13 protein-coding genes are annotated in these 15531 nt (G+C 59.5%); 12 read left to right on the top strand and 1 reads right to left on the bottom strand.

Annotated features, from left to right (window positions below; all coding sequences use genetic code 11):
* A complete protein-coding gene (gene lipA, locus QS713_RS08430; RefSeq protein ID WP_313274455.1) occupies nt 1-1020 on the top strand; it encodes a lipoyl synthase in 1020 nt (339 codons plus the stop codon).
* A gap of 40 nt (nt 1021-1060) precedes the next feature.
* On the opposite strand, the gene QS713_RS08435 is transcribed toward lipA, so the two are convergent.
* Nucleotides 1061-2587 carry a class I adenylate-forming enzyme family protein gene (locus tag QS713_RS08435; protein ID WP_313274456.1) on the bottom strand — a complete coding sequence of 509 codons (1527 nt, stop codon included), beginning with the start codon at nt 2585-2587 and terminating at the stop codon, nt 1061-1063.
* Between the two features lie 92 nt (nt 2588-2679).
* On the opposite strand from QS713_RS08435, the gene QS713_RS08440 reads away from it, so the two are divergent.
* The 11 genes from QS713_RS08440 (at nt 2680) to murG (ending at nt 15530) form a co-directional block, all read left to right on the top strand.
* Nucleotides 2680-3147: a SixA phosphatase family protein gene (locus QS713_RS08440; RefSeq protein ID WP_313274459.1), complete on the top strand. Its 468-nt coding sequence runs from the start codon at nt 2680-2682 to the stop codon at nt 3145-3147.
* A 399-nt stretch (nt 3148-3546) separates the two neighbouring features.
* Entirely contained in the window at nt 3547-3978 is a 432-nt protein-coding gene (mraZ, locus tag QS713_RS08445; protein ID WP_313274461.1) for a division/cell wall cluster transcriptional repressor MraZ, read from the top strand.
* Nucleotides 3979-4087: 109 nt separating this feature from the next.
* Nucleotides 4088-5077 (top strand): 16S rRNA (cytosine(1402)-N(4))-methyltransferase RsmH, encoded by a 990-nt coding sequence (rsmH, locus tag QS713_RS08450; protein WP_313274464.1) that lies wholly within the window; start codon nt 4088-4090, stop codon nt 5075-5077.
* Entirely contained in the window at nt 5074-5490 is a 417-nt protein-coding gene (gene ftsL / locus QS713_RS08455) for a cell division protein FtsL (RefSeq protein WP_313274466.1), read from the top strand. Before rsmH ends, ftsL begins: the two co-directional genes overlap by 4 nt.
* Nucleotides 5491-5571: 81 nt before the next feature.
* On the top strand, nt 5572-7329 hold the full coding sequence (locus QS713_RS08460) for a peptidoglycan D,D-transpeptidase FtsI family protein (RefSeq protein ID WP_313274467.1): 1758 nt from the start codon (nt 5572-5574) through the stop codon (nt 7327-7329).
* Nucleotides 7330-7371: 42 nt separating this feature from the next.
* Nucleotides 7372-9024: a Mur ligase family protein gene (locus tag QS713_RS08465; protein WP_313274470.1), complete on the top strand. Its 1653-nt coding sequence runs from the start codon at nt 7372-7374 to the stop codon at nt 9022-9024.
* An 80-nt stretch (nt 9025-9104) separates the two neighbouring features.
* On the top strand, nt 9105-10481 hold the full coding sequence (locus QS713_RS08470; protein WP_313274471.1) for a UDP-N-acetylmuramoyl-tripeptide--D-alanyl-D-alanine ligase: 1377 nt from the start codon (nt 9105-9107) through the stop codon (nt 10479-10481).
* A gap of 27 nt (nt 10482-10508) precedes the next feature.
* Nucleotides 10509-11594, top strand: coding sequence for a phospho-N-acetylmuramoyl-pentapeptide-transferase (gene mraY, locus QS713_RS08475; protein ID WP_313274474.1), 1086 nt, complete (start codon nt 10509-10511; stop codon nt 11592-11594).
* Nucleotides 11591-13012, top strand: a complete 1422-nt coding sequence (gene murD / locus QS713_RS08480) for a UDP-N-acetylmuramoyl-L-alanine--D-glutamate ligase (protein ID WP_313274476.1) — start codon at nt 11591-11593, stop codon at nt 13010-13012. Before mraY ends, murD begins: the two co-directional genes overlap by 4 nt.
* A complete protein-coding gene (locus QS713_RS08485) occupies nt 13009-14289 on the top strand; it encodes an FtsW/RodA/SpoVE family cell cycle protein (RefSeq protein WP_313274479.1) in 1281 nt (426 codons plus the stop codon). The genes murD and QS713_RS08485 overlap by 4 nt, the downstream gene beginning before the upstream one ends.
* Complete coding sequence (gene murG / locus QS713_RS08490; protein WP_313274480.1) at nt 14286-15530, top strand: undecaprenyldiphospho-muramoylpentapeptide beta-N-acetylglucosaminyltransferase; 1245 nt, start codon at nt 14286-14288, stop codon at nt 15528-15530. Before QS713_RS08485 ends, murG begins: the two co-directional genes overlap by 4 nt.
* Nucleotide 15531: the final 1 nt, after the last annotated feature.

Genomic DNA, 15531 nt, shown 5'->3' on the forward strand with positions numbered 1-15531 from the left:
GTGTCTACTCTGCCTAAACCTGAAGGTAGGAAACTGCTGCGCATTGAAGCGCGGAATTCGCAAACCCCGATCGAGCAAAAACCCGGTTGGTTAAAAACCACGGTTTCTACCGGACCCGGGTATCAAGATGTGCGCCAACGCGTGCACTCAGGTGGGTTACACACGGTGTGTGCGGAAGCGAACTGCCCGAACATTTACGAATGTTGGGAAGATCGGGAAGCATCCTTCCTCATTGGTGGTGCGATCTGTACGCGGCGCTGCGACTTTTGTGACATTGCAACCGGTAGGCCCACGGAATTTGACGAGGATGAACCTCGCCGGCTCGGTGCCTCCGTTGCGTCCCTGGGGCTGCGCTACGTGACGGTGACGGGGGTGGCTCGTGATGATCGGCAGGATGGGGCTTCCTGGCTGTACGCAGAGACTGCTCGGCAAATCCACGCGCAATCCCCAGGTACGGGTGTGGAACTGCTGGTGGATGATTTCAAAGGTGATCCGCAAGCACTGGAGCAAGTGTTCGAATCTGATCCTCAAGTTTTCGCACACAACCTCGAAACCGTGCCGCGAATCTTCAAGAAAATCCGCCCGGCATTCCGCTTCGACCGCTCCCTGTCCGTTATCCAGTCGGCAAAAGAAGCGGGGCTGGTGACTAAGTCGAACCTCATTCTAGGAATGGGAGAGACCACGGAAGAAGTGGAATCGGCGATGCGGGACCTGCTGGACGCGGGCTGTGACATCCTCACCATTACGCAGTACTTGCGGCCATCTAAACTGCACCATCCGATTGACCGGTGGGTTAAACCGCAAGAGTTTTTGCGTCTGCGTAATCTTGCGTACGACATGGGGTTTGCCGGCTGCATGTCCGGGCCACTGGTTCGCTCTTCGTACCGGTCGGGCAAACTGTGGGTGCAGGCGATGCGCCACCTCGGGCGGGAAATCCCCCCGATCTACGCCCACCTTGCCGAGGAGAAACCGGCGCAGGCCCGACAGGAAGCCGAATCCGTACTCGCCCGCATGAGCTAGCGAACTGGTTAAAGCAGGCTACTGGGCGCGCGAAAACACGCTATTGGGTTAGCAGTTCTACTAGGGCGCGGTGCGATGGTTTGCCGTTTGCGTTGGTTGGGAACTGGTTTGTGACCGCCAGGTAGTGCGGAAGTTTATACCGTGCCAAATACTGCCCGGCGTAACGGCGTATCTCTTGCAAGCTAGGTGCTTTCGCCCCGTCGTTGAGCACTAGCACCGCGCCCACGGCCTGCCCCCACTTAGGGTCCGGCACGCCAACCACCACGCAGTCACGCACAGCCGGGTGGGTAGAGATGACCTCAGCAATGGGCGTGGGGAGCACTTTCTCACCTCCGGTGTTGATCGTGTCGACCACGCGGCCAAGGAACGTGACGAACCCGTCTTGATCCTGACGTCCCCAGTCACCGGTTCGCAGCCAGTCGTTGACGATTGTGGTGCGGGTCAGTTCGCGATCGCGCCAATACCCGCTGGTTATCGAGGGGCCAGAGCACAATAGTTCCCCGTCCTCACCGGGATCCGCCCATTCAATGGTGCCGGAATCTGGGTCAACTGCGCGTGCCACCCGCACGCGCGTATACGGGAACGCGGTTCCGCTACCGGTCAGGTCACCGCGGCGGACCGCGGTGGACGCGCGCATACACGTACCGGAAGCGGACTGCTCCGTCATTCCCCACACGTTGATGACGTCTAGTTGACGGTCCAATAGTTGCTGCGCTAATGCGGACGGAAGGGGAGCTCCGCCGGTGAGAGGCCGGGTGAAATCCGGTAGGGGCCGCCACGCACTGTCGTTGAGTAGAGCCTGATACATGGTGGGAACAGCGAACATCATTTGTACTCTGTGCTCCTCGAGCGCATCCAAAACGGCGCGGGGAGTGAAGTGGTCGATAATCACCACGTGCCCGCCGTTGGCAAAAATGTCGGTGGTTGCACCGTTGAAACCACCAATGTGCGACAGGGGAGCCACCACTGCGTGCACAGTTGCCGAAGAGTATTCGAACACGTCCCGGAAGTTCCGGCAGCCCCACCACAGTTGGTCGTGCGTCAAAGTCACGCCTTTAGGGTGGGCGGTGGTGCCAGAGGTGTAAATAATCGCCCCCATGGTTCCCGCGGGGCATGGAACGGGCGGCGCCTGATCCACCGGTTCGGCATCTATTGTCTGCTCCAGTTCCGCATACGTGATCGCGTTTTGCAATCCGCCTCTTTCCGCCTGCGCCAGCCCCACAATTGCGACGCGTGGCTCGCAGTGATGCACTAGCGCTTGGATTTCTGCGCTAGTTAAATGCTCTTGCACGGGAACTACTATTGCCCCAAGGTGCGCGCACGCGATGTAGGTCCACAGGTGCCACGCGGAGTTAGGGCCCCACACGAGGACGCGGTCACCAGTTTGAACGCCCCTGCGGCGCAGCAGGGATACGAGTTGAAGGGCATGCTTTTGCGATTGGGCCACCGAGTATTGCCGTTCGCATGCCCCTACCTCAATGTATGTAATGGACGTGCGTTCTGGGGACCGCAAAGCGGCTTCGCGCAGGAGGCGGGCAGGGGAATAATCAGGATCCGTATTTGTCACACCGCCCATTATCACCCCGGATTGGTCGGATACCAAGGCGCGGGCGTGCTTCAATCTGTTCAAAGAAGGGGCTTTTCACGTAGCCTGAGGGTATGCGGGTTGTACTTATGCGTCATGGGGAAGCGAACTGGGGGTATCACGACCTGGGGCGCCCGTTGACGACCATGGGGATGCAGCAGGCTGGTTTCGCTGCACGGCACATTGCCCGCTATGTTTCCGAGCCGTTGCTACTGACTTCGCCGGCTGCACGCGCGCAGCAGAGTGCGCAGATTCTGGCGGTGGAGCTCGGGGTAGAGCCGATTGTGATGAACGAGATCTACTACGGTGATGAGGATGACCTCTGCCGTTTAGTCACGAGTTTCACCGACCCGCAGATCGTGGTGGTTGGGCACATGCCGACCGTGCTCGCCGCTGCTGAGAATCTGGTGACGGACGAAGAAAGGCAGCGGGTGCGCGCAGTTGGTGGTGCGCCCGCAACCCACTGGATCATCGACCGCGCCCCAGACGGCCCCGCCCGCTGTGGCACCCTAGTAGCTGCTGGCGTCCCCACCCTTTCGTAAACCCTTCGGCAATAGGGCCGCCTTCACTTTCGTTACAGCACGTATGACTCTTGTCGCAGGGCATCTGGCTTTTGTCACAGTGCATCCGACTTTCGTTACAGCACATTCGGGAAACGCGCGTGGAGCGCGGAATGTGCCTGCCAATCACGCAGCTGTCCGCGGGCGCTTCTATTTGCGGTCATTGACTACCTCCTGCACTGTCACAAGTGCGCTCGCGGCTCGCTTTGACAAAAAGTGACACAATTCCCTCCACCGCGTTTACTACGACTTTTCCTTGTAATCATGAGGCTCTGTGAAAGCAATACGCGCGTTGCTAGCCAATAGTGGTGGAAAGTGGAGTAGAGTGGGGACAGTGTTAGTTGAAGTGGGCTGCGAAATGACATGAGGGGGTGAGCAGTCGTGTTCCTAGGCACCTACGAGCCAAAGCTCGACACCAAGGGACGCGTCATCTTACCCGCAAAGTTTCGCAGCCAGTTGGAAGACGGGGTGGTAATCACCCGCGGACAAGACAGGTGCTTGTACGCCTTCCCCAAAGCCGAGTTCGAGAACATGTTCAACCAGCTCCGTCAGGCCCCTCTGACGTCAAAACAGGCGCGCGACTACATTCGCGTGATGCTGTCCGGAGCAACGGATGAAACCCTCGACAAACAGGGAAGAATCACCATCGCACCGCAACTGCGAACCTACGCAGACCTGAGCCGAGACCTCGCGGTCATCGGTACGGGCACCCGCGTGGAGATTTGGGATGCGGAGCACTGGAACAACTACCTCGCCGTCCAAGAAGAAACTTTCTCTAACACTGCGGACGAAATAATCCCTGGAATGTTCTAACGCGCATAGGTCTTCTACCGACTGATCCGAAGCCACTTCCCCGGCGGCGGAACCGGTGGGAGTCCCATGCGGGTTAGAGCCCTCCACTTTCCACCACGGAGGAGGAGCATTGAGCGAACGCGACCGGATCGCTAACCTACACCAACCGGTGCTTTTGCAAGCATGCCTGGACCTACTCTCGCCCGCACTACAAGGCCCCGAACCAGTTCTTGTCGACGCAACCCTAGGTATGGGTGGGCACGCCGAAGGTGCGTTAACTCGGTTCCCCAACCTGCGCCTCATCGGAATTGACCGCGACCAAGAAGCGCTTGCGCTAGCGACTAAACGATTGGAAGGCTTCAAAGACCGATTCCGTGGGGTCCACGCTACGTACGACGAAATCCCTCGGGTCCTGTCTGAACTAGGGGTGCAGGCGGTGGACGGGATCCTAATGGATCTGGGAGTGTCGTCACTGCAGTTAGATAACGAACAGCGCGGCTTCACGTACGCCCGGTCGAGCGTGCTCGATATGCGGATGGATCAAAGTGGTGGCCGCACCGCAGCGCAACTACTTGCCGAAGAAAGTGAACGGGAAATCGCCCGGATACTGCGCGTATACGGGGAGGAGCGATTCGCCTCCCGCATCGCCCGCGCCATTGTGCATGTCCGTGAAACTGAGCCAGTAACCACCTCGGATCAGCTAACGGAACTGATCCGAAACGCGATTCCCGCGCCAGCACGACGCAAGGGTGGTAACCCGGCGAAACGCTCGTTCCAAGCCCTGCGGATAGCGGTAAACGACGAGCTCCACATTTTAGAACAAGCCCTCCCACGGGCACTGAGTTGTATTCGAGTGGGGGGCCGCCTGGTGGTTGAGGCCTATCAGTCGCTCGAAGACCGGATCGTGAAGCACGTGATCCGCCAGGGCGCTAGCGCGCAGGTCCCTGCCGACCTTCCGTTCATCCCCCCGGGAACTGAACCGCACTTGCGGGAAATCACCCACAAAGTGATCAAAGCAAGCGAACAAGACATTCAAGACAATCCGCGCTCAGCATCCGTTCGGCTACGGGCTGCTGAAGTGCTACACCCTTTCGACCCAACCAATAGGAGTAACCGATGAGCAACACAGCGGCGCTACGGCAAACCACTCGTCCCGGTGTGCCCAAACGCGAATCCACCCGCCCCGTGCTGCGCGTCATCGAAGGCCACGCCGCCCCCCGCAGTGCCTACCCGGTGATCATCGCGATCGTAGTGGTGCTGGTCGCCGTGTTTGCCTTCCACCTGTACATCCGCACTCAAATGGCGTCGACTGCATATGAACTGCGCGACATGCGCACGGAACTGGTGCAGTTGAACGAAACGAAAGACTCCCTGCAGCACCGGCTTCAAGTGGTGTCGTCCGCGGGGGAGTTAGAAAAGCAGGCGGCGAAAAACGGGATGGTCCACGCCGGCCCCACCGGTTACGTCACGCTCTCAACCGGTAAAGTTGAGGGCGGTACCCCGGCAGCCGAGAATGCTGAAGACAAGGACTAGCGCCAGCTGGCCCGTACCTACCTCAAGAAACCATTGCTAGAAAACCCGAAAGTAAACGCGCATTAACGTGGAAGGAGCGATTTGAAACTGCGGCAATACGTTCGGAGCAAACCGGCTCCGTTCTGGATCCTCACGATCTTCCTGGTGGGACTCGTCGCGATCGCTCTGCAGCTAATTAACCTCCAAATAGTGCGCGGCCCAGAACTCGCTGCACAAGGCCAAAGAATCCGCTTGCACACGTCCACGCTAGAAGCGCGCCGCGGAGACATCGTCGACGCATCTGGCTCCCCACTCGCCACATCGCTCGAAACCTACCACATCGCCGTCAACCAACGGCACGTAAAAGAAGCGAAAGTGATGCGTAAAGATAAGGACGGCAAAATGCAGGTCGTAGGCATCGGGCCGGCAGCAGTTGCGCAGCAGCTAGCACCCGTGCTCGGAATGGATGAGGCTGAACTCGGGGGGAAACTCGTGGGCGACTCGACCTACCAGTACCTCAAGAAAGACGTTCCCACGGAAACGTGGCGGGCAGTGCGTAAACTCAACCTCTACGGCATCGAATGGGAACCATCGTACCAGCGCGTGTACCCGAACGGTTCCACTGCCGCATCCGTAATCGGATCCATTGACGCGCAAGGCGAAGGCAACTCGGGGTTAGAACTAACCCAAGATAAACAGCTCAAAGGCAAACCGGGGATGCTGGAAAACGAGTACGGACCAACCGGGGAGGTAATTCCCGGAGGGAAAAGCGAGACCAAACCCGCGGTGAACGGCAAAACCCTGCACACCACCCTAAGGGCGGACCTGCAACATTCAGTGGAAGAGATCCTCAACAAAACCGTGGAAAAAACCGGAGCTGAATGGGGTGGGGTGGTGATTACCGAGGTGTCCAGCGGGAAAGTGCTGGTACTTGCCGACTCGGGAAATAAAGAAATCACCACTAAACCGCAAACTTCGCGGATTGTGCAATCCCCAATCGAACCCGGGTCAGTGGGGAAGATCCTTACGTTCGCGACCGCGCTGGAGCAAGGGAGAATAACTCCGCTAACTCCCATTCAAGTACCCTACAAGTACACGACGGCCGATGGGGAAGAGTTCATCGACTCACACGAACACGAACAATACACGCGCACCACAACCGGGGTGCTTGCGGAATCTTCCAACACCGGTACCGTGCAGGTTGGCCAGCGGGTAACTGACGCCGAGCGCTTTGACACGTTCAAAAAAATGGGATTGGGACAAGCCACCGACGTGCCCCTGCCCGGCGAATCCGCGGGCATTCTCCGCAACCCCAAAGACTGGGACCGGCGCCTGCGCTACACCACCATGTTCGGACAGGGATACTCGATGACACAGCTGCAGCAGGTGTCGATGATGGCCGCGGTTGGTAACGGCGGCGTGTACCTACCGCCACGCCTGATTGACGGGTGGACCGATGCGGACGGCTCGTACCATCCAACCGAAGCGAGTAAGCCGCGCCAAGCGATCGACCAGAAAACCTCGCAGATGCTTACGACCATGCTGGAATCCACACTGTCGGACGAAGAGGGCACGGGTCACTGGTTCAAAGTGGACGGCTACAATATTGCGGCTAAAACCGGGACTGCGGAACTGTTCACCAACGGCTCCCACTCGGGAATCGCCGGATCTATCGTGGGGCTCGTGCCCGCACAAAAACCCTCAATCGCGGTCTCCGTGGTGCTCTACCGGCCGTCCACCGGTAAGTTCGCAACGGATACGGCTGGCCCACTGTTCCACGATGTAGTCGTAGAATCAGTGCGTAGCCTCGGGGTGCCTTCTTCAAGTGACTCGCCGACGCTCTACCCCACAAAACCGTAGTCGAAACACGGTTGTGGCAATCCAGGGGAAATGGGAGGAACAGTGGAACTAGAACAGCTGCGACCCACAGCGGTCCAGCCAAAACCGATCGACGCGCTCGGGGGGCGTGTGATCCGCTCTGGCCCAGCCGTAACCGGGGTGACGCTAGATTCAACTGATGTGCAGCCCGGTGACCTGTTCGTCGCCGTGCCCGGGGCGAAACACCACGGGGCGGAGTTCGCCCAGCAGGCACTCGAACGCGGCGCGGTGGCGGTGGCAACTGACGCGCGCGGAGTCGAACTGATCGCCGACCTAGACGCGGGCGTACTACAGGTTGCTAACCCTCGCGTTTTTGCTGGCGACGCCGCCGCACAGGTTTACGGGCATCCCTCAAGCAAATTGATAATGGTGGGAATTACGGGAACAAACGGGAAAACTACCACCACGCATTTTGTCCGCCACGCCCTGCAATCCCAAGGGTTGACGACCCTGCTACTGGGAACCGTGGGAGTGAGCCTAGCGGGCGTGCACGTGCCGTCGGCCCGAACTTCGCTGGAAGCGCCCGTCTTGCACCGCGTGTTGGCGTGGGCGTTGGAACATGGCGCGCAGGCAGCGGTAATGGAAGTGTCATCGCATGCACTTACCCTTCACCGCGTGCAAGGGCTGCGATTCGACACCGTTGGGTTCTTGAATTTGCAGCGCGACCATTTGGATTTCCACCACACCATGGAAGCTTATTTTGAGGCCAAAGCTGCTCTGTTCACACAGCAGCTCGCGCGGCGGGCAGTTATCTGCATCGACGACCCCTGGGGGAAAAAGCTAGCGCGCCGCTGCGAAGTGCCGTTCGAAACGGTACTAACGCAGCCGGATAGCAATGGCACGAACAGTGGGTGGAGCGTGGAGGAAACGCGTGCGGATACCAGCAGTGCGGGCACCGATGTGGTTGTCAGCCACGCGGGCGAGCGCATCCACATGCACTGCCCCCTACCCGGGAATATTAACGTGCAAAACGCGACTGTCGCGCTCGCCGCGGCCACCCAAGTAGTCGGCGAGAGTGGGGCAGCGGCGCCAGCACCATCGGACGCAACAAAGCCGGCAGCAGCGGACGCAGCGGGTACGCATGCTTCCACGCATGTTGCCCAGCAAGTGGCGGAAGCAATCAGCAATACCCCGCAAGTCCCCGGACGCATGGAAGTGATCGCGCACCGAGACGAGCACACCCCACTGGTGATCGTAGACTTCGCGCACACCGCAGACGCGTTAACCGCCGCATGCCGCACCCTTGACCCCGTGACCCCGGGGCACCTATGGCTCCTGTTTGGAGCCACCGGGGAACGCGACCGCGGAAAACGCCCCCTCATGGCCCAAGCAGCGCAAGCAGCCGCAGACACAATAATCGTTACTGACGACGACGTGTACGGAGAGGACCCCGCGACCATCCGCGCCGAAGTGCTCGCCGGCTTTACCGACAAAGAGGGACGCGCCTCACATATCTGGGAAGGCATGGAACGCGCAGCCGCCATTGACTACGCAGTTACCCACGCCAAGCCGGCCGACACAGTCGTGATCGCCGGGCGCGGCCACGAAACCATCCAAACCATCGGCACCAACACCATCTTTCTAGACGACCGCGAACGAGCCCGGCAGGCACTGAAACAACGCCACTTAGGCGAGGTTGCCTCAAGCGAAAACATGGTGGCCCACCACCCGGTTTAACCAGCGGGCACAAACGTGGGAAAATACAACAGACGGAACAACTACACGCGCACCCGCGCGTAAAAACAAAAGGATCGCAGATGACCTACACAGCGCAATGGATCGCTAACGCGATGGCCGGACGCCTCGAAGGTGAGGACGTCACCATAACCGGCCCCACCGTAACCGATTCGCGCGAAGCGCAACCCGGTAGCCTCTACATCGCTCGCGTTGGCGAGCACACGGACGGACACAACTTCATCGATGCAGCCCGCGAACGCGGTGCCGTAGCCGCGGTAGTAACCCGGCCGCAAGAACAACTTGCCCTACCGCAAATCGTGGTGGAAGACGCCACCAAAGCACTCGGCATGTTCGCCCGCGCACACCTAAAAGAACTCCGCGAACACGGCACTATCTCCGTGGTGGGAATTACCGGGTCAGTGGGGAAAACCACTACGAAAGACATTACCTCCACAATCTTGAGCACGTTCGGCCCCACCGTGGCGCCCAAAAAGTCGTTCAACAACGAAGTGGGCATGCCGCTAACGATCCTCAAGGCAGACGAAACCACACGGTACCTGGTGCTCGAAATGGGAGCATCGGGGCGCGGACACTTGCGGTACCTCACGCAGATCGCCCCGCCCGATGTGGCGGTGGAACTCGCGGTTGGGAAAGCCCACCTGGGTGGTTTCGGCAACGTCGAAACCCTGGCGCGGGCCAAAGCGGAACTCGTGGACGGTCTGAAACAAGGTGGGACCGCCGTGCTGAACCTAGACGACAAGAACGTGGCGAACATGGCGGAGCTCACGAGCGGCCCCGTTCTGTTCTTCTCCGCCGCCGGTAATCCCAAGGCGGACGTGCAGGCCAGCAACATCACGCTCGATGAACGCTCCCGCCCCAGCTTCGACCTACTTGCCGGTGAAGTGATCAAACGCGTCCGCCTTGGGCTGGTGGGCAAACACCAGGTGTCGAACGCGCTCGCAGCGATCGCGACCGCGCTCGCGCTAGGTATTCCCCCGGTAAAAATCGTTGAGGTAGTAAACGATCTGCACGCGAAGAGCCCGCACCGCATGTCTATCTTCGACGCCGACGGGGTAACGTACATCGATGACTCTTACAACGCCAACCCAGATTCGGTTCGCGCGGGCCTCGACGTGCTCGAACGCGTCGGTGAATACGCGCCCCGCCGCATCGCAGTCCTGGGGGAAATGCTCGAACTGGGGGAGAAGTCTCAGCAGCTTCACGAGCAAGTTGGGCAGCAAGCATTCGACCGCAACGTGGACCTCGTGATCGCAGTGGGGGAAGGTGCCGGCGCGATCCTCACGCCGATTCGCGACCGCCTCGAGTGTCACCAGGTGGATTCCGCGCAGGCGGCGGCTACGCTATTGAAGGAACTCGTTCGTCCTCGCGACGTGGTGTTACTGAAAGGGTCGAACGGAACGGGCATCTGGACCATCGCGGATAAGCTCGCTCAATAGTTTAAGTAACGAAGGAAGGACTGAACCGTGGTAGCCGTTGTCGCGTCGTGCGCATTGTCGCTAGCTGTAACCCTGCTGGGGACAAAGGCATTCATCCGACTATTGGTTTCTAGGAACTTCGGGCAGTTCATCCGCCAAGACGGACCTACAGCGCACTACACGAAACGCGGTACCCCCACGATGGGTGGGGTGGTGATAATAATCGCCGCTCTCGTGGGTTGGCTCGGTGGCCACGCCGCGATTGGGGAGGTTCCCGACCTGTCCTCGTGCCTGCTGATGTTCCTATTCGTCGGAACCGGTGTGGTTGGTTTCTTAGACGACTACATTAAGATCTCGAAACAGCGGTCTTTGGGGTTGAATCCGGCTGCGAAGATCCTCGGCCAGTTAGCGGTCGGCACTATTTTCGCGGCCCTCGCCCTGTCTTTCCCAGACGCGCGTGGAAACACCCCGGCTTCCACCAAGTTGTCTTTTATGCGCGACCTACCGTTGGATCTGGCGTTCGCAGGGGTCGCGATCGGCATCATATTGTTCATCCTGTGGGCTAACTTTCTGGTGTCCGCATGGTCGAACGCGGTGAACCTGACCGACGGTTTAGACGGGTTAGCAACCGGCGCTTCCATGTTCGCGTTCGGGGCTTATACGATTATTTCTCTGTGGCAGTTCTTGCAATCGTGTTCCGTGCAGGTTACGAATATTGACGTGTGCTATGAGGTGCGGGACCCGCTCGGGTTGGCGATCGCATGCGCCGCCATTGTGGGCGCTTGCTTTGGGTTCTTGTGGTGGAACGCCTCGCCCGCACAGATATTTATGGGAGACACCGGCTCGCTTGCCCTCGGGGGTGCGCTCGCCGGGATTTCGGTGCTTACGCACACGGAGTTCCTGGCGGTGATTATCGGTGGGTTGTTTGTCACGATCGTGATGTCGGACGTCATCCAAATCGGGGTGTTCAAAATGACTCGCAAACGCGTGTTCAAGATGGCACCGCTGCATCACCATTTTGAGCTTTCTGGATGGAAAGAGATCACGATCGTGATTCGGTTTTGGATTATCGCTGGCCTGTGCGCCGTGGTTGGTTTAGCACTGTTTTATGGGGAGTGGGTTTCGCAACTATGATTCCGTTCAATAAGCCGATTGCCGTGGTTGGTCTCGGTAAGTCCGGTTGCGCTGCCGCCCGCGTGCTGACGGATTTGGGGGCACAGGTAGTTGGTTTTGACCGCCGCGAAGTAGATGTTGATTTTGAGGCGGTGTTCGGCACAGATGAGCAGCAAGCCCGGGCCGTAGCTGGTTACGATTTCGATATTGCGGTGCTTTCGCCGGGCGTGAATCCGCGTTCCCCGATTTGGCGTGCCTTAAAAGACAGCGGGTGTGAGATTTGGGGTGAGGTAGAGCTCGCCTGGCGGGTTCAGCAGCACTTGGGTAAGCACATTGAGTGGCTGACGGTAACCGGTACGAACGGGAAGACCACTACGGTTTCCCTGCTCGGCTCGATGCTGCAGGCTGCGGGAGCGCGCTGCGCCGTGGTTGGGAATGTGGGCACCCCGATTGTGGAGGCGGTTGCGCACGCGGACCTTGAGGTTGTGGCGGTGGAACTGTCCAGTTTTCAGCTGTACACCACGCAGACAGTGCAGCCGCTTGCGAGCGTTTGTTTGAACGTGGATGCAGACCATTTGGATTGGCACGGTTCGCTGGAGGCGTATCGAGAGGCCAAAGCCCGAGTGTATCTAAACACGCGCCGAGCCTGCGTGTACGATGCGACGGACCCGATGATCCTCAAAATGGTGCAGGAAGCGGACGTGGTCGAAGGTGCGCGTGCGATTGGCTACACCGTGGGGATTCCAAGCATTTCGGAACTGGGCCTGGTGGAAGGACAGTTCGTGGACCGCGCGTTCATAGAAAACCGGGAGCGTGAAGCCCAGGCGTTAGCCAAGCTGGATGACATGGTGGGGTACGCGGGGCAGCACCCGTCGATCGCTTTAGTTAAAGACACGTTAGCTGCCATGGCTCTTGCCCGCGCGTGGGGTGCTAGCCCGGACGCCATCGCTCAGGGCATGCACCGGTTCACACTTGCTAACCACCGGAGGAAGATTCTCGGCCAAGTGGAGCAGGTGACGTGGATTGACGATTCCAAAGCTACGAACGCCCACGCTGCCCTCGCGTCCATGGTGGGATTCCCTAATGAACACGTGGTGTGGATCGTGGGTGGGGACACTAAAGGGCAAGACCTGCGCCCCCTGGTGTCCCAAGTTAAACCGCTTTTGCGGGGCGTGATTGTGATTGGCGCCGACCCCAAACCGGTTTTGAACGCGCTTGAGGACGCCGCCCCGCAAGTCCCCAAAGTGGTGGTCGATGGGCATGAAGACTGGATGTTCTCGGTAGTTAACGAAGCCGTCGCCATGTCCCGGCCCGAAGACACGGTGATTCTTGCGCCAGCATGCGCTTCGTGGGATCAGTTCAACTCGTATAACGAACGCGGTGACGCATTCCAAGACGCAGTGGAGCGGCTAGCCCACCAGCGGGGTGTGCGGCTGTGAGCAAACCAGCGTTGCTCAAGCGGTTAAACTTGCGCATGCCGAAACTGAGGTTCAAACCAGCTTCGGAACCTCCGGCACCTCCCTCAAACGTCACCACCTACTACATGATCTACGGGTCTGTCCTGTGCCTCATGTTCGTGGGGTTCATCATGGTGTTCTCCGCGTCCGCAGTGTCTTCGATCGCGGAGGGGCTGAACCCCTATCTCGCGTACATGCGTAACTGCCTGATCATGGTGCTCGGTCTCGTGCTTTTCCACCTGGTGGCGCGAGTTCCGGCGCGGATTTGGAACTCGTTCGCACTCCTCATATTTTTCGCCACCCTGGGGCTGCAACTACTGGTCCTCACCCCGCTGGGGCGCGGCGAAGGGGGCAACCGTAACTGGTTGAAACTCCCGGGCCTACCCATGGTGCAACCAGCGGAGATTCTAAAGCTTGGGCTAATTCTTCTGCTCGCCCACGTGCTCGTGCAATCGCGCCTCAAACACGACAACCTGTGGCACATGGTGCCCAACTTCTTCCTCCCGTGCGCACTCGCGATCGGAGCCATCATGGGCGGCCACGACCTCGGTACCGCCCTGATTTTTGTGGCAATCATCCTGTGCATCATGCTTCTGGTGGACTTCCCCCGACGGTGGTACTGGTACCTAGCCGGTGGGGGGCTGTTTGTGGTCGGTTTTTTCGTGATGCAAAAAAGCTCTCGCCTGGCACGCATCCTGTCGGTAATCCCCGGTTTTAAAGAACCCCCATCCACGCACGCGCCCGAACAGTTAGACCACGCGATTTGGGCACTTGGTGCTGGCGGATTAACCGGAGTGGGGCCGGGTGCCTCAAGAGAAAAATGGAACTACTTAGCGGCCGCGCACACAGACTTTATTTACGCGATTCTAGGTGAGGAACTGGGGTTAATCGGTGCGGTCGCGGTACTGGTATGTTTCGGTGTGCTCGCGGTGGGGATGTACCGCGTAATCATGCATCACTCCGACCCGTTTGCCCGGTACGTAACGGCGGGGGTGAACGGGTGGATCGCCTCCCACGCGCTCGTAAACATGGGGGCGGTGGTGGGGCTAACGCCAATTATTGGGGTGCCCCTACCGCTCATATCCACCGGCGGGTCAGCATTCGTTTTTACCTCGATCGCACTGGGTATAGTAGTTGGGTTCGCGCGGCAAGAAGCGGGAATATCCAAGACAATGGGCGTGCGGCACTGGGTGAGCAAACCTATTAAGCGGCAGCGGCAACCGCGCGGCGCCAAGTCGGAAGAAAGGGCGGGACAATGACACGGCAACGCATTTTGATGGCTGGTGGAGGTTCAGCCGGCCACGTCAACCCCCTGCTCGCGGTCAGCGCAAAACTGGCTGAACGCGGCACCGACGTGCTGGCGCTTGGCACCAAAGTCGGATTAGAAGCTGAACTGGTGCCCCAAGCGGGTTTTGAACTGTTAACAATCGACAAGATCCCGGCGCCCCGCCGCCCGGGGCGAGCTGCCCTTCAGTTCCTCCCTAAGCTTCGCCGCACGATCGCGCGGGTGGAAGAATACTTGCGGGAGCGCGAAATCGACGCGGTCATGGGGTTTGGCGGATACGTGTCTGCCCCAGCCTACATTGCGGCTCGGCGCCGAAAAATCCCTACGCTCATTCATGAGCAGAACGTGCGTGCCGGGTGGGCGAATAAGCTGGGGGCACGTTCGGCAGACCGGGTGGGCCTCACGTTTGCAAACACGAAACTGCGTGCGAGCCGGGGTCGCACGTCGGTGACCGGGCTCCCGTTACGCACGCAGATTGAACGGTTAGCGAAACTGCGGCAAGACCCGCAGTCACGCACGCGGGTGCGGGAGCAGGCGGCGAAGAAGCTTCATTTGGATCCGAACCAGCCGACCCTGTTGATAACGGGCGGGTCGCTAGGGGCGAAACATTTGAATGAGGTGATGGTTGCTGCTGCGAGCGCGTTCGACAAGCGGCTGCAGGTGCTGCACTTGACTGGGAAAGGTAAATCCGAAGGTGTCGAGCAGGCGGTTCGCTCATGCGGATTTGAAGGCCGCTGGATTGTGCGCGAATACGCGTCGAACATGGCGGACTTCTTCGCGGCAAGTGACCTGGTGGTGTGCCGCTCTGGTGCCGGCACTGTGTGCGAGTTAACGGCGCTTGGAATCCCCGCGGTTTACGTGCCTTTACCTATTGGCAATGGGGAACAGAAACTCAACGCGGCCGCGCAGGTTAAAGCCGGGGGTGCGTACCTTTTTGCCGACAGTGAGTTCGACGAGTCGGTGGTGCGGAACTGGGTGGCGCCGCTGCTGGCAAGCCCGTCGCGGTTAGAGTCGATGGCGGCTGCGAGCGCGCAACTAGGCCGCGTGGACGCAGCGGGCGTACTGGCAGATATGGTCAGTGAAGTCCTGCACGAACGCGCGGGAGCACCGCGCACTCCGGGAGCACCGCGCACTCCGGGAGCGACGCACACTCCGGGAGCGACGCATAATCCGGGAGCGACGCATACAGATCCCGATGGGAAAGAGGCGAGGTAGG

Source organism: Gleimia hominis (assembly GCF_032085515.1).
GTDB lineage: Bacteria > Actinomycetota > Actinomycetes > Actinomycetales > Actinomycetaceae > Gleimia > Gleimia hominis.

Bases quoted from the DNA above. Each gene is read 5' to 3' on its own strand.
- QS713_RS08470 (WP_313274471.1), top strand. From the start codon at position 9,105: ATGACCTACACAGCGCAATGGATCGCTAACGCGATGGCCGGACGCCTC.
- QS713_RS08440 (WP_313274459.1), top strand. From the start codon at position 2,680: ATGCGGGTTGTACTTATGCGTCATGGGGAAGCGAACTGGGGGTATCAC.
- murD (WP_313274476.1), top strand. From the start codon at position 11,591: ATGATTCCGTTCAATAAGCCGATTGCCGTGGTTGGTCTCGGTAAGTCC.
- ftsL (WP_313274466.1), top strand. From the start codon at position 5,074: ATGAGCAACACAGCGGCGCTACGGCAAACCACTCGTCCCGGTGTGCCC.
- murG (WP_313274480.1), top strand. From the start codon at position 14,286: ATGACACGGCAACGCATTTTGATGGCTGGTGGAGGTTCAGCCGGCCAC.